Below are 14,102 nucleotides of genomic sequence, written 5' to 3'. Positions count from 1 at the left end.
AGCAATCCATCGCTCCGCATATGCGGCGCGATGGATTGCTTCACTTCGCTCGCAATGACGGAGCTAGCCCGTCCTATTCGTGAGAGTGCTTTTTTTAGTCCGATTGATGTGGCCGCACATCTGCTCTGACGAGGCGCGCGGGATTGCCTTCGGCTTTTCACCGCCTGACGACCCGTACTTTGCAACGCGCTTGAGGGATGGGTTGGGCGAACGGGGGGCGGACGCCCCGCCGGTCAAGGACCGAGCGGCAGCAGCGCGCCTGGCAAGCCGCGGATCAGGTCGGCTTCGGGACATGCCGCGGCAAACGCAAGGCGAATGCGGCTCGTGGTCTCGACGACACGGGCAGCGAGTTTCAAGAGACGAAGACGCAGCGTCGCGAACTCGGCTGTGGCCAATTCCCGGGCTTTGGGAATCGCGTCGCGCACGGTCAGCATCAGCCAATAAGCGGCGGTGTGGAGAACGAGGCGGACTTGATTGGCGAGCGCCGAACGGCAGCTGGTGCGATCGGAGGCGAGCTGTGTCTTATGCAGCTTGATCAGATTCTCGGCTTGGCCGCGCGCGCAATACAGGCTGTCGTAGATCCACTCGGCCGAGCCGACATCGAGGCTGGTGACGACGAAACGGATATCGAGGCCGAGCATCGTCGCCTCAATACGGGCGACGGTACGCCGTTCGCGATCCCAGGACTTGGCCTTGTGGCGCGTCTCGGTATAGCCACGCAGAACCGGCAGGTTCTCGATGGCGCGTCGCGTGCGGATGTCGTCGGCGGCCTCGTCGAGTTTTCTGGCGAGCGGCTTGGTGCCGGACAGACCGAAGATGTAGTCGATGCCGTTGGTCTCGCACCACGCCATTGCCTCCGGCCGGGCATAGTGCCCGTCGCCACGGAACGTAATTCGCGTGTTGTGCCACCGCGTCCGGATATGCCGTATCAGGCGGCGCAGATGGGCACGCACCTCGACGCCGCCCGGCGTCTTGCCGGGCCGCAACACGACCGCCACGGGCCGGCTCTTCTCCGTGTCGTAGACGTGGATCGGCAGGAAGCAGCGTTCGTCATAATGAGCGTTGAACAGCGAGAGCTGCTGATGGCCGTGGACGACATCGCAGGTATCATCGATGTCGAGCGTGACGGATGCCGGCTCGCGCGGGTAGCTATCCATCCATGCGTCGACCAAAGTGTAGGTCAGTCGGATCACGTCGCGCAGGCGCGGAGCATTCTCCAGCCGCGACAGCGTCGGTTGGGAACACAGATCGCGACCCGTGTCCGGCAGCCGTCCGCAGGCCAGCTTGAATGCGGGATCGGACCGCAGATGATCGAGGTCGTCGGCGTCCTCGTAGCCGCAGCAGATCGCGAACATGCGCGCGCGGAACATATCGACAAGGCTGTGCACGACCCGCGTCGGATCGCGCCGATCCGGGAACACCCGGGCCAAATTGTCGGCCAAGCCGAGACGCCGCTCGGCCATCGCCAGAAGCATCACGCCCCCGTTCGAGGTCAGCCGACCGCCATCGAAGGCAGCTGTGACTTTCTTGGCGTGAACGGCTGGAAACGAGAAGGGCAGAATCGTATCATCGGTCATGGCGGGCCTGGCGTTCGCGGTTGAGGTGATGGGGTTGGCTTTGCAACCGAATCCTACGCCGCATCAGCGCTTTACACCACGCTCGCCAGCCTCTCAGGCGCACTCTGACGAATAAGACGGGCTAGTTAGTAGGTCGAAGTAACCTCGTAGGGCGGGTTAGGCGAAGCCGTAACCCTCCGCAAACCCACCAGGATGGCGGATTACGCTACGCTAATCCGCCCACCACACCGGGCGCACTCCTTAATCCCTCGCGCGCGATATCGTTCGCTGCCGCTAAACATTCCCGCGATCGCGATGAGAAAAACGTGACCGGAATAATCCGGCTCCGGGCGAATATCACTCCCCGAATACCGCTCTCTCGCCTGAGGAAACAACCTCGCGTGGGAGATAAGCGATGCGAATTCTCGGGGGAATTCTGCTCGGCAGCATGCTGCTGTCGACTGGTTCTGCGTTTGCGGAAGACGATGCGTCCGAACTGAAGGCGTTGAAGACGCGCCTCAGGCAGCTCGAACAGAAAATGGAGGTGCAGGCGCGCAAGGAGGAGGCGCTGGCCGCAAGAGAGAACGCAAGGGAGAATACAAGACAGAACACGCAGATGGCGGCGAAGGCGCCGGTGCCGTTCGATCCCTGCGCCTCGGGCAAGCTCTGCTACAAGGGCGTCACCTTCACGTTCGGCGGCTGGGTCGATCTCACCGGCATCTACCGCAGCCGCAATCTCGCCTCCGACACCGGCTCGGTCTACAACTTCATTCCGTTCCCGCAGAGCAAGAACTTCAACACCGACGAATCGCGCTTCTCCGCGCGGCAGAGCCGCTTCTCGCTGCTCGCGGAAGCCGAGGTGTTCGCCAACACCCGTGTCGCCGGTTACGGCGAACTGGATCTCGAAGGCGCGGCGCAGACCGCGAATTCGGTCGCAACCAACTCCTTCAACCCGCGGCTGCGCCAGGCCAGCATCGAGATCGATCGCACCGATCTCGGCCTGCATTTTCTCGCAGGCCAGAGCTGGTCGCTCAATGCGCCGAGCAAGGCCGGCATCGATCCGCGCGGGGTCGATGCTCCCGGCGTGATCGATTTCGAATCGGTGCCCGGCTTCCTCGCGGCCCGGCAGCCCGGCATTCGCGTCTGGCAGGATTTCGGGCCCGAGTTCAAGCTCGCGGTCTCGGCGGAGAATGCGCAGACCTCGTTCTTCGGCGGCAACACGCCGCTGGTCGGCACGCCCGCGGTCGGACCGCAGGGCGTGCTCAATCCGAACGTGCTGGTCAACCTCACCGGTCCGGGCGGCAGCTTCTTCAACAACGCCAACAATGTCAGCCTCAACCACGTGCCTGATTTCACCGTGAAGGGCGCGTGGGATCCGCGGCTCGGGCCCTACAAGCTGCATTTCGAGGGCTGGGCGATGTATCGCGACTTCTACGACCACTTCAACTTCGCCAATCACGACGTCAACACGGTGAGCTTCGGCGGACATTTCTCGGCGGAGATCGTGCCGAAGCTGCTGGAGCTGCAGGGCTCGGCGTCGCACGGCGCGCTCGGCCGTTTTACCGCGACGCCGTTCCCGGACGCGACCTTGCGTCAGGACGGCTCGATCCAGCCACTGCCGATCACGGCATTCCTGATCGGCACGGTCTGGCACACGACGCCGTCGCTCGATCTCTATGCCTATGCCGGCCTCGAGAAGACCAAGGCGACGTTCTCCAATGTCGGCACGGTGCCGTTCGGCTACGGCAATCCGCTCTACAACAATCTCGGCTGCAACATCGAGAACTCGCCGGCGGCGACTTGTAACGCCAACACCTCGCAGGTCAGGCAGTACACCGTCGGCTTCTACGACACCATCTTCAAAGGCGATTACGGGGCGATCAAGGCCGGCGTGCAGTATTCCTACAACCAGCGCTTCGCCTTCGAAGGTGTCGGCGGCGCGCCGAAGACCGACGACCACATCGTCATGACCCAGGTCCGCTACTACCCGTTCTAGCGATCGAATAGCAAATGGCGTGCTTCGATTCTGTCAGGGCGTGAACCTATCTACCTCGTCATTGCGAGGAGCGATAGCGACGAAGCAATCCATCGCTGTACTTGCCGCGCGATGGGTTGCTTCACTTCGCTCGCAATGCCGGGACAGATCGGTTCACCGCCTCTGCGGACCGAAGCTCTGGAAAGGAGACTGCAGATGAGGATCGTGACCAGAAAGGAGCGAGCCGTGCTCGCGCGCGAGTTGATGATGGTCAGCCGCGCCGCGCATGTGATGCAGCGAACCGGGCTGGCGATGGCCGGCGCCATGGCCGGCACCTTCGTCGCCGCGCAGCTGGCGAAGGGCAACGTCGCTGTCTTCAGCACACTTGCCTTCATCGCCACGACGATCGTGGTCGGCGCGGTCGGCTTCTATCTCGGCATCGATGTTCCCAAGCTGACGGTGCGCGCGACGGGGCGCATCGACGTCGTCGAGCTGCTGAGCGCGGGCGGCATCTTCCTCGCCGCGCTGGCCGCGCTGGTGTCGGTCTATGGCATCGTCTTCGACGAGATTCCGCCGCGGGCCAGGGAGTTCGTGATCGGCTCGTGGTGGTTTGGCGGCGTCGTCATGCTGGCCACCGCCGGCCTCGTCGGCCGGCAGCGGCTGGCGCAGAAGGTTGCGGCGATGTCGGTGCGATCGAATCGTGCGGCTTCGTAGGCTTAGCTGCAGGCATAACCCACCGCGCCGCGCCTCAACGTCAAGGGCCGCATTGAGGGCGATGGCCACTGAACGTCGGTCAAATTCCGCCGCTGTTCTGGGCGGACTCATTAGTCCCTCGTGCGGGATATCGTACGATCGGCGCGGCAGCCCGAGACGCCGCCGCGCCGATCGCAGCGTTGCAGCCACGTTCCGATCGAATAGGAACGGGGCTGCAGATTGTTGTTTTGAGGCGTTTACGCGAACGGCATCCACCTCGCTCGAAATGCTTTAGTGGGTGGCTGGATCGAGATGCTGGCGCAGGGCCTCGTTGATCTGGCCGATCGCGGCTTCGGTGGAAGGCACCGTGCGGATCGCGTTCAGCAACACGAAGTCATGGATCGTGCCGTTGTAGCGAACCGCGGCGACGGCTACGCCGGCATCCTTGAGCTTCCTTGCGTAAGCCTCTCCCTCGTCGCGCAGCGGGTCGTTTTCCGCCGTGATGACGAGCGCCGGCGGCAGGCCCCTGAGGCGGTCGATGCTGGCGCGTAACGGCGACACATAGGGATTGTCGCGGGTCTTGATGTCGGGAGCGTAGAGATCCCAGCCATACTTCATGAACGCGCGTGCCAGGAAACGGCCGGTCCCATACTCGCGATAGGAACCGGTATCGACGCTGGCGTCGGTCGCCGGAATCAGGAGCACCTGCAAGCTGATCTTGGGCCCGCTGCGGTCCTTGCTCATCAGGGCAAGTGCGGCGGCCATGTTGCCCCCGACCGAATTGCCGGCGACCGCGATCCGGCTGCCGTCAGCACCGAACTCCGCCGCATGCTGCGCGATCCATTGCAGGGCTACGTAGCTCTCCTCGAGCTGAGTCGGAAACTTGGCCTCCGGCAGCGGCGTGTACTCGACGAATACCCCGATCTGCCCCGTGCCGACGACGAGATCGCGCAGCAGGCGCTGATGGTTCTCGAAATTGCCGACGATCCAGACACCGCCATGAATGAACAGCACGACGCCGGGCCGGGCGCTCGTTTGGGCCGGCTTCATGATGTACAGCTTTACGGTCCGGCCATCCTGGTTGATCGTTTGTTCAGACGTCGTGACGCCGGACATATCGACGGCCGTCTGGCGCTGCAGGTCGGAGACAATCTGCTGCGGCTTTGGCTGGGGCAGTTCCCAGAACGGACTGGGGTCCTTGTTGAGCTTGGCGAGGAAGGAACGGATCTGAGGATCGATCCGAGGGTCAGTGGCGGCGTCCGGGGCCGCGTCGGCGGCTTGGGTCATGAGCATTGCTCCGAGGCTAAGGATGGCAAGTGACGAGAAGCGTTTCACGGTCGTTCTCTCAGGAGAGGGGTTGCACGCAACACCTGGGTATCCCGGGAGGAGGAGCGGTCGCTTCTGTCGAATGACCAGTCCGATGACCGGTCGGGTTAGCTCGCGGAAGGGCTGGTCTTGGCAAGAATGTGGCGCAGGCCGGATCGCGAGGTGATGCCGGTCTTCGAGAATATCCGGTGCAGATGGTAGCCGACCGTTCTGTGGGACAAATACAGCTTGGCCCCGATTTCCTTGTTGGAGAGGCCCTCACTGGCGAGTTGCGCGATGTGAAGCTCCTGTGGAGTCAGCGTCTCCCATACCTGCTCGGTCCGCCGGCGGCAGGCTTCCCCTGAAGCACGTAGTTCCTCCCGCGCGCGGTCGCTCCAGGGCGAAGCACCGAGTGCGTCGAAGATGTCGCGAGCTTCGCGCAGCGGGGCCCTCGCGTCGGCGGGACGCCGCTGCCGGCGCAGCCAGCCGCCATAGGCGAGAAGAAGCCGTCCTCGCAGGAATGGCCATCTTTTCGCAGCCGGCCCGAGACCGCGCAAGAAGGACTGTTCGGCATCCTCAGGTGCCGCAAGCAGCGCGTTGCTGTAGTGGAGCATGGTTTCGACCCAGGGGACCGGCGTCGGGGCCGATCCACGCTCCATTTCGTCGACCACTGCACGGGCCGTTTCGGCGTTGCCAGAGAGCACAGCGGATTCGACGAAATCCGCAAGTCCGAAGAACTGGAGACCGGAATTGAAAGCTGGATCGGCAGGTGCGAACAGACGTCGCAGATGTTGACAGGCCTCCCAGTGCCGGCCTGCGCGCGATCGCGGAAATGCCACGCGCGAGCTGCAGCATTGCGAGCAGGAAGCTGGCGCCTATCGATACGACCAGGCGCTCCGCCTGCGCCGCATGCGCTTCGGATTGCTCCAGATTGCCCTGCATTCCGGCGAGGTGCGCCTTCAGGATCGTGGCCGCCGCGATCCACAAGGTGCCATCTGTCTCTTCGGCAAGCCGGACCGATTCTTCGGCCTCCCTCGTCGCACTCGTCCAGTCGCCGACTTCCATTTCGGCCCAACCCTGCGCGAACAGCACCCGCGCAAGATCGCCGAGCCGGCCCTGTGCGCGTAGCGCGGCACTGGACCCGGCGAGCAGGCCTGTGCCGAGATCGAAGGCGCCGATGACATTCGCAGCGCTTCCCAGGATTCCCGCAACGACTGGATCGCCATCCCTTGCTCTGGAAAGCTCGTGGAGTTTGACATGCACGTCACCGCCGTGGCGAAGCGGTTCGACATAGGCGGAGATCGCGAGCAGAAGAGGATCCCTCGCCGGCAGCTTCAGCCGGTCTGCCGCAACAAAAACCCTGGTGCGGAGTTCGTCGCTTGCACTGCTCCACCAGCAGCGTTGCGCGGCACGCCAAAGAAGATTGGCTGCCAGACCCGTGGCGCCTGCGGCGTGGGCCCGGGCGGCGAATCCAAGCAGGGCCGGGATCTTTGCGGGATCATCGATCGCCGGAGGTTGGCCGATCTCGCGACACCAGCCGATCCTGGCCGATGTGAGCGGGTCGCTTTCATCGACGTCGGCCTGGCGGAGCAGACGTTCCATGAGATCTGGTTGTCCCAGATCGGCTGCAAGTTCGGCAGCCCGCAGCAGACGGTCGCTCCTGGCTTTCGCCGTACTGCTCAGTCGGGCCGCATTTTCAAGAACCGCGATCGCCATGGCAACGGCGCCCCGCCGCAATGCCCGGGTCGCCATACGGTCGTGTTCGTCCGCCAGTTCGTCGTCCGGTCCGATCGTCGCCGCCGCGCGATGCCATAGCTGGCGATCCAACTGATCCTGAATGGTCCTCGCCAGCGCTGCGTGAATTTTTTGACGCGTCGCCAGCTCAGCCGCCTGATGCATCGCGGAGCGAACCAGCGGATGGCGGAAACGTACGTCAGTGGCGTCGACCTCGATCAGTCCGGCGGCGACAGCCGGCGCCAGGGCGTCGACCCCGACCCGCACGCCCAATACCGCCTCGCCGGCATGCAGAACTTCGTACAGCGAAGTTCCGTCATTTTCCGCCGCCACGAACAGCAGGGTTCGGGTCCAATCTGGAAGGTCCGACACGCGGCTCGAGAAGGCGCGTTCCAGACGCTCCGTGAGTGGAAGCCACGGTGCATCGCGCGCTTCCGTTGCCCGCTCGCCGCGCGGCAGTTCGACAAGGGCCAGCGGGTTGCCGGCAGCCTGTTCGAGGAAGCGGCCGCGCAGATCGGCCGACAGGCCCGGTGCGTTGGCGTCCAGCAGGCGCTCGGCATCGACGCGATCAAGTCCGGCAAGATGCAGCCGCAGTGTGGAGGCATCTCCAAACGGACGATTGAAACCATCGCGCATGGCCAGCAGCAGAACGATAGGGTCCGAACTCAGCCTCCGCGAGATGAACGCCAACACCTCGTAGGTTGCCTGATCCAGCCACTGGGCATCGTCGGCAACAAGTAGGATGGGCCCGCGCGTTGCGCGTTCGGTGAGAAGGGACAGCGCCGCCAGCCCCACCAGAAAGAGATCGGGCGGACCCGCGTCGTCATGCATGCCGAAGGCGGCCAGCAGCGCCGACCGTTGCCGGGGAATCAGGCGCGCGGCCTGCTTCATCAGAGGCCGCAATGCCTGCTCGAGCGCTGCGAACGGCAAATGAACTTCGGCCAGGACGCCAGCCATGCTGAGGACCGAAAAGCCGCGCTCATCGGCTCGCTGCCTGGCGATTTCGAGCAGGGTCGATTTCCCGATTCCGGGCTCGCCGCTGATAATGAGCGTCGATCCACCTTGATCGATGCGGTCGATCAACCGATCGATAAGAGCAACGTCCTGCTCGCGGCCTTGTAAGCGTGGGGTTGGAGATCGGGTGGTGGGGGCGAGCGATCCCGTCTGAGCTTGTTTCTTCTTCGTCCGCTTGGCCATCCCGCAACCGTTCCAGACGTCGCACCGGGCTGCATCGATCTAGTCTGTATCGGACCCATCCTATCACGGGTGGAGAGCGGTGCAGGAGCCTTATCGTACACAATCGCCGACTGGTCGTCTGCCTGTCGGCTGTCGCGTCCGGCCCGACGCGCCCGCTGCGCCAATCTGTCCCGTCGCTGTCGCCGGACGATGCGATAACCTCGTTGAAAATTCAGGGAGGGAATCGCTTTGGTGAAATTCAGTCGCCGTCACGTCGTCGCTGCCGGCGCGGCGGCTGCCGCGATGCCTTTGCTGTCGCGCCGGGCGTCGGCGCAGGCGGCGTGGCCGTCGCGGCAGATCCGCATGATCTGCAGCTACCCCGCAGGCGGGCAGACCGTCGTCATCGAGAACAAGGCGGGCGCCTCGGGCTCGATCGGCGCAGCGGAAGTCGCGCGCGCCGCGCCCGACGGCCACACCATCCTCTGCTCGATCTCGGCCACCTATGTGATGAACCGGGCGATGATGAAGAACCCCGGCTATGACATGGACAAGGACCTGACGCTGGTCAGCGTGATCCCGGGCGCCGGGCTGCCGCTGGTCGCGAACCCGAAGCTCGGCGTCAGGACGCTGGCGGACTTCGTCGCCCATGCGCGCAGCAGCGGCAAGGTCAATTTCGGCACCTACAGCGCGGGCTCGGCGCCGCACATGACGATCAATGAGCTCAACAAGCAATACGGCCTCACGATCGAGCCGATCCATTATCGCGGCGAAGCGCCGATGTGGACCGGGCTCGCGGAAGGCACGCTCGATGTCGCGATGGGCAGCTACACCGCCGCGCAATCCGCGCTGCAAAGCGGCCGCGGCACAGTGTTCGCGGTGCACTCCAAGAAGGTCGCCGCGATCCCGGAGATCAAGACGCTGCCGGAACAAGGCGCGACATCGAAATTCTTCACCTTGAGCGGCTTCTCGGGCTGGGCATTGCCGAAGGCCACGCCGCAGCCGATCGTCGACCGACTGTCCGAACTCTGCGTCGCCGCCAACGACGATGCCAAGGTGAAGGAGGTTCTCAACACTTTCGTGCTGGAGCCGGCGATCGGCTTCAAGGAGAGCAACGCGCTGTATCAGCGCGAATTGCCGGGCTGGATGGAGGCCGCCCAGTCGCTCGGCCTGCCGCCGGCGTAGGACGTGGACTCGTAAATTGGTCGCGTCCGCTTCCTCTCCAACAACGGACATTCAAAGAGACACGGTCAACGCCCGGATCGCTTCCGACCAATCAACCCAACGCTTGCCGGCTTATGTTGATTGGCGGAATCATCCTAGGGCTGGCCATCCGGCCAATCATATTCCGCTGCGATACTTTGCATGAGCTCGCTGGCCAGTTCTCCACCGCGAGCCCCGTTCGTCATGATAACGGCGCCATCACCATTTTCGAACACGATCATCGAACTGACGAATCCATCATTGACGCCCCTATGCTGAAATCGTCGATGCGGCGAGACTCCGCGAACAATCAGACCCAGTCCATAATCGCCAAGACCCGGTGTGAGCATTTGAAGGGTCGTGGCCTGAGACAACACGGATGTGTCGCGGCCGGTCCATGCGTCCAGCACACCCAGCGCAAAGTGCGCGACGTCGGTAGGGGTCGTCCACAATCCCGCGGCAGCCAATTCCGGATAGGTATGGGGACCTCCCGGTACCGGCGCTCCGCTCGCTCGATAGGGTGTTGCGGCATTTTGAGCGACATTTTTGGGCAGCGGCTGGAGGAAACTGCTGTGGGTCATTCCGAACGGCTTGAGGACAAGTTCTTCAAGCAGTTCTGGAAACGCCTTGTCAGTTACGTCGATGAGCAATTGCTGCACTATAGTATAGCCGCCGCTAGAATACGCGAACCTGGCGCCGGGCTCGTGATCGACAATGACAGGCGCGGTGTTTGCAGGCGCGCATAGTGCAAACCAATCATGCGCTGACAGCTCGAACCGGGCTAGGGCACGACACCACAGCGGCGCGCCGTTGAGAACCTCGCCGAGTGACGGAACGGGTGCACCTGCAGGATATCCCGGAAAATAGGGAACGGTTATACCAGCCGAATGATTCAGCAGGCTTCGAAGTGTAACCCTTGATTGATCGGTGAACGAGTTAACAGGAATTCTCCAGGTCTTAAGGGCTAGATTGACGTCGCCATCGAGATCGAGTTTCCCGGCCTGAACCAATGCGAGCGCCGCCACAGCGGTAACCGGTTTGCTGATTGAGGCCGCTTGGAACAACGTTTCAGGCGTTACAGGCGGACCACCGATGGTGGCGGCCCCGACCCGCGGGCCTGGATTCCGCCGCCATGAATCACGGCGATGCTGACGCCAGGAACGTGCAGTTCGTTCATCCGATCAGCAAGCCTCATCGGACGACCGCTGGCGTCGGCGATAGCAGGCCTTAGGGCATTCACGATGCGCTGGATACGATGCTCAAAATCGTTGCTGCTGCCTGAGGCCGCATTGTCCTGAGCACGTGAAATCGGGAGGGCAACGAGGCTTCCTATGAACGCGAGCAAGGCTCGACGGCTGATATTGAGGACCGTCGACTTGGCGTTTCGCGAGCAGACGACAAATTGAGACATGAAATAGTTTTACCATAAGGGGCCCCTTTCGGCAGGGGTCAACACGAGCTTCGGCGGTGACTGGCGCCAAGTCCGCTTCGGGGCAATAGCCGACGATTGCGGGAGAGCGAGACGACTTTCCGCCTCGCCCTCGGGCGCCGATGTTTATGAGGACAGGTCCCGGATCGTGCCATGACGGCGCGATCTGGCTGCGACAAAACAACCCGACGGGCAACTCAGCAAAACCTGTCAAGCCCACGCGCTGAAAATATTTCGCTTTATCAGAAAAACAACTCGGTGTATGGTTCGCCCGTCTCACCCGATCGAGGGGCGCTGCGCATCGTCACGGGTGTTGCGGTGAGATGCGGTGGACGCCGAGCGCGCAGTCGACGAATGCGTGTGAAGCGGACGGTGAAGTCGTGTGGTCCTGACGCCCTAGTGGCCGGTGTCCCCTTGTAAGACGCAATTGCGTCTTGCGAAGGCGGTGACAAACAAGCCCAGTCTCGCCGGGGAGGGCACGAAGTAAGCCGTAAAACCATCGCGCAGGGAAAGCCGGGATGTTTCCGGTTACACCTGTGGTCCTACCTCCCGCGTTTTTTACTACGCGGGACCCATGGGTGCGATCGGCACCCGGCTTTCCCTGCGCCCTCTGTTTGAGGAGAGGGCGAGACGAGACGAGACGCAAAGCTCGGACAAATCATGTCGCGAGAACGCGAAGCTGTGTCCCCACCCACACTGTCATCGCCCGGCTCGACCGGGCGATCCAGTACGCCGCGGCCTTTCGGCTCCAGCACCGGCGTCTCTGGAATACTGGATCACCCGCATGCGCGGGTGATGACACCGAACAGGCTGTTTGACAGATTGAATCGAGAACCATCCTCATGGTCGTCCTGGCGAAAGCCAGGACCCATTACCCCAAATCTGAATTGTTGCGCGACGCTGGGGCCACGATCCCCTTCATCACCGAATGCGGTGGTTATGGGTCCTGGCTTTTCGCCAGGACGACGAAGTGGAGAAAGCGGTACGCGTGATCCTACTTCTTCAAATTCGCATGCGGGCGGCCGAAATCCGGCGCCGCGGAATCCTGGCCGGTCTCGACGATGCCGCGGCGGATGGCGCGGGTGCGGGTGAAGTGGTCGAACAGCGCTTCGCCGTCGCCGCGCCTGATGGCACGGGTCAGCTTCGACAGGTCCTCGGTGAAGGTGCCGAGCATTTCGAGCACGGCGTCCTTGTTGGTGAGGAACACGTCGCGCCACATCGTCGGATCGGAGGCTGCGATGCGGGTGAAGTCGCGGAAACCGCCGGCGGAGAACTTGATAACCTCGGATTCCGTCACCTGCGCCAGCTCGTCGGCGGTGCCGACGATGGTGTAGGCGATCAGATGCGGCAGATGGCTGGTGATCGCGAGCACGAGGTCATGATGATCCGGCGTCATGATCTCGACCTTGGCACCGAGCGCGGCCCAGAAGGCGCGCAGCCGGTCGGTCGCGGCAGGGTCGGTGCCTTCGGGTGGCGTCAGGATACACCAGCGGTTGATGAAGAGCTCGGCGAAGCCGGAATCCGGCCCGGAATGCTCGGTGCCGGCCACCGGATGCGCGGGCACGAAGTGCACGCCCTGCGGCAGATGCGGCGCCATGTCCTTGACGACGGCGCCCTTCACCGAGCCGACGTCGGAGATAACGGCGCCGGGCTTCAGATGGCCAGCGATCTCGGCCGCCACCGGGCCGCAGGCGCCGACCGGGATGCAGAGGATGACGAGGTCGGCATCCTTGACCGCCTCGACATTGGTCTCGACGACGCGATCGACGATGCCGAGCTCGGCGACGCGCGCGCGCGTCTTCTCCGATCGCGCGGTGGTCACGATCTCGCCGACCAGCCCCTGCGCGCGGGCGCCGCGCGCGATCGAGCCGCCGATCAGGCCGAAGCCGATCAGTGCGATGCGGTTGAAGAGCGGAGCGGTGGTCACGATGTCACTTTCCGGCCAGGAAGTCGCGCAGCCCCTCGACCACGAGGCGGTTGGCTTCTTCGGTGCCAATGGTCATGCGCAGCGCATGCGGCAGCTTGTAATTGTTGAGCGCGCGCAGCACGAGGCCGCGCCGCGTGAGATAGGCGTCGGCTTCCGCCGCGGTCCTGCCCTTGTCGGTCGGGAAATGGATCAGCACGAAATTGGCGACGCTCGGCGTCACCTTCAATCCGAGCTTGGCGATCTCCTCGGTCAGCCAGTTGCGCCACTGTTCGGTGTGGGTCCGCGACATCTGTACATGCGCCGAGTCCTCGATCGCCGCCACCGCCGCCAGCATCGCCGGCGTCGTGACGTTGAACGGACCGCGGATGCGGTTGCAGGCATCGACGATATGCGCCGGGCCGAACATCCAGCCGACCCGCAGCGCGGCAAGGCCGTGGATCTTCGAGAAGGTGTGCGTCACCACCGTATTGTCCGTCGTCGCGACCAGCTCGATGCCGAGCTCGTAATCGTTGCGCGAGACGTAATCGGCATAGGCGGCGTCGATCACCAGCAGCACGTGCGACGGCAGCGCCGCGCGCAGGCGCTTCACCTCGTCGAACGGTAGATAGGTGCCGGTCGGATTGTTCGGGTTGGCGAGCCAGACCAGTTTTGTGCGCGGCGTCACCACCTTGAGAATGGCGTCGACATCGGCCGTGAAGTTGGTCTCGGCCGCGATCACGTTCCTGGCGCCGTTCGCCATGGTGGCGATCGGGTAGACCAGGAAGCCATGCGTGGTCGAGATCGCCTCGTCGCCGGGTGCGAGATAGGTGTGCGCCAGCAGATTGAGGATCTCGTCGGAGCCGGCGCCGCAGATGATGCGGTCGGGATCGAGGCCATAGGCACGGCCGATCGCCTCGCGCAGCACGCGCGAGGTGCCCTCCGGATAGTCCTCGAGATGGTCAGCCGCGGCCTTGTAGGCCGCGATCGCCTTCGGCGACGGCCCGAAAGGCGTCTCGTTGGCGGACAGCTTGAACACCTTGCGGCCCGGTTCCGGCACCGGGCTCTTGCCGGGCGTGTAGGGCGCAATATCAAGAATGCCGGGGTTCGGCACGGGGCGGGACATTATCA

At 63.6% G+C, this 14,102-nt stretch carries 11 protein-coding genes; 3 read left to right on the top strand and 8 right to left on the bottom strand.

Going from position 1 to position 14,102, the window contains the following annotated elements:
• Positions 1-233 precede the first annotated feature (233 nt).
• Positions 234-1,577 carry an IS1380-like element ISBdi2 family transposase gene (locus HAP54_RS08380; protein WP_166204320.1) on the bottom strand — a complete coding sequence of 448 codons (1,344 nt, stop codon included), beginning with the start codon at positions 1,575-1,577 and terminating at the stop codon, positions 234-236.
• Between the two features lie 394 nt (positions 1,578-1,971).
• Here HAP54_RS08380 and HAP54_RS08375 point away from each other — a divergent pair, with 394 nt between their 5' ends.
• Positions 1,972-3,552 (top strand): hypothetical protein, encoded by a 1,581-nt coding sequence (locus tag HAP54_RS08375; RefSeq protein ID WP_224741328.1) that lies wholly within the window; start codon positions 1,972-1,974, stop codon positions 3,550-3,552.
• A gap of 225 nt (positions 3,553-3,777) precedes the next feature.
• A complete protein-coding gene (locus tag HAP54_RS08370) occupies positions 3,778-4,245 on the top strand; it encodes a hypothetical protein (protein WP_248114256.1) in 468 nt (155 codons plus the stop codon).
• A 270-nt stretch (positions 4,246-4,515) separates the two neighbouring features.
• Here HAP54_RS08370 and HAP54_RS08365 read toward each other — a convergent pair whose 3' ends face one another.
• The 3 genes from HAP54_RS08365 to HAP54_RS08355 all read right to left on the bottom strand — a co-directional run bounded on the left by HAP54_RS08365 (position 4,516) and on the right by HAP54_RS08355 (position 8,460).
• A complete protein-coding gene (locus tag HAP54_RS08365; RefSeq protein ID WP_224741329.1) occupies positions 4,516-5,511 on the bottom strand; it encodes an alpha/beta hydrolase in 996 nt (331 codons plus the stop codon).
• A gap of 146 nt (positions 5,512-5,657) precedes the next feature.
• On the bottom strand, positions 5,658-6,143 hold the full coding sequence (locus HAP54_RS08360; protein ID WP_224741330.1) for a response regulator transcription factor: 486 nt from the start codon (positions 6,141-6,143) through the stop codon (positions 5,658-5,660).
• Positions 6,106-8,460 carry an ATP-binding protein gene (locus tag HAP54_RS08355; protein WP_224741331.1) on the bottom strand — a complete coding sequence of 785 codons (2,355 nt, stop codon included), beginning with the start codon at positions 8,458-8,460 and terminating at the stop codon, positions 6,106-6,108. Before HAP54_RS08355 ends, HAP54_RS08360 begins: the two co-directional genes overlap by 38 nt.
• A gap of 282 nt (positions 8,461-8,742) precedes the next feature.
• On the opposite strand from HAP54_RS08355, the gene HAP54_RS08350 reads away from it, so the two are divergent.
• A complete protein-coding gene (locus HAP54_RS08350; protein WP_166307572.1) occupies positions 8,743-9,621 on the top strand; it encodes a Bug family tripartite tricarboxylate transporter substrate binding protein in 879 nt (292 codons plus the stop codon).
• Between the two features lie 134 nt (positions 9,622-9,755).
• On the opposite strand, the gene HAP54_RS08345 is transcribed toward HAP54_RS08350, so the two are convergent.
• The 4 genes from HAP54_RS08345 to hisC all read right to left on the bottom strand — a co-directional run bounded on the left by HAP54_RS08345 (position 9,756) and on the right by hisC (position 14,097).
• Entirely contained in the window at positions 9,756-10,703 is a 948-nt protein-coding gene (locus HAP54_RS08345; RefSeq protein ID WP_166299359.1) for a serine hydrolase domain-containing protein, read from the bottom strand.
• A gap of 11 nt (positions 10,704-10,714) precedes the next feature.
• Positions 10,715-11,050 (bottom strand): hypothetical protein, encoded by a 336-nt coding sequence (locus HAP54_RS08340; protein WP_166299358.1) that lies wholly within the window; start codon positions 11,048-11,050, stop codon positions 10,715-10,717.
• Positions 11,051-12,062: 1,012 nt separating this feature from the next.
• On the bottom strand, positions 12,063-12,995 hold the full coding sequence (locus HAP54_RS08335) for a prephenate/arogenate dehydrogenase family protein (RefSeq protein WP_166299357.1): 933 nt from the start codon (positions 12,993-12,995) through the stop codon (positions 12,063-12,065).
• Positions 12,996-12,999: 4 nt separating this feature from the next.
• The gene (gene hisC / locus HAP54_RS08330; RefSeq protein ID WP_166299356.1) at positions 13,000-14,097 is read right to left on the bottom strand and encodes a histidinol-phosphate transaminase; all 1,098 of its coding nucleotides are present in this window, start codon (positions 14,095-14,097) and stop codon (positions 13,000-13,002) included.
• Between the last annotated feature and the right edge of the window lie 5 nt (positions 14,098-14,102).

Source organism: Bradyrhizobium sp. 2S1, from assembly GCF_011516625.5.
Classification (GTDB): Bacteria; Pseudomonadota; Alphaproteobacteria; order Rhizobiales; family Xanthobacteraceae; genus Bradyrhizobium; species Bradyrhizobium septentrionale.
Note: the sequence above shows the minus strand (reverse complement) of the source record. Positions and strands in the feature narration are given on the sequence as shown.

Excerpts from the sequence above, each read along its gene's own strand:
- HAP54_RS08365 (WP_224741329.1), bottom strand. The coding sequence starts at position 5,511 with ATGACCCAAGCCGCCGACGCGGCCCCGGACGCCGCCACTGACCCTCGG.
- hisC (WP_166299356.1), bottom strand. The coding sequence starts at position 14,097 with ATGTCCCGCCCCGTGCCGAACCCCGGCATTCTTGATATTGCGCCCTAC.
- HAP54_RS08360 (WP_224741330.1), bottom strand. The coding sequence starts at position 6,143 with ATGCTCCACTACAGCAACGCGCTGCTTGCGGCACCTGAGGATGCCGAA.
- HAP54_RS08375 (WP_224741328.1), top strand. The coding sequence starts at position 1,972 with ATGCGAATTCTCGGGGGAATTCTGCTCGGCAGCATGCTGCTGTCGACT.
- HAP54_RS08340 (WP_166299358.1), bottom strand. The coding sequence starts at position 11,050 with ATGTCTCAATTTGTCGTCTGCTCGCGAAACGCCAAGTCGACGGTCCTC.
- HAP54_RS08355 (WP_224741331.1), bottom strand. The coding sequence starts at position 8,460 with ATGGCCAAGCGGACGAAGAAGAAACAAGCTCAGACGGGATCGCTCGCC.
- HAP54_RS08350 (WP_166307572.1), top strand. The coding sequence starts at position 8,743 with ATGCCTTTGCTGTCGCGCCGGGCGTCGGCGCAGGCGGCGTGGCCGTCG.
- HAP54_RS08380 (WP_166204320.1), bottom strand. The coding sequence starts at position 1,577 with ATGACCGATGATACGATTCTGCCCTTCTCGTTTCCAGCCGTTCACGCC.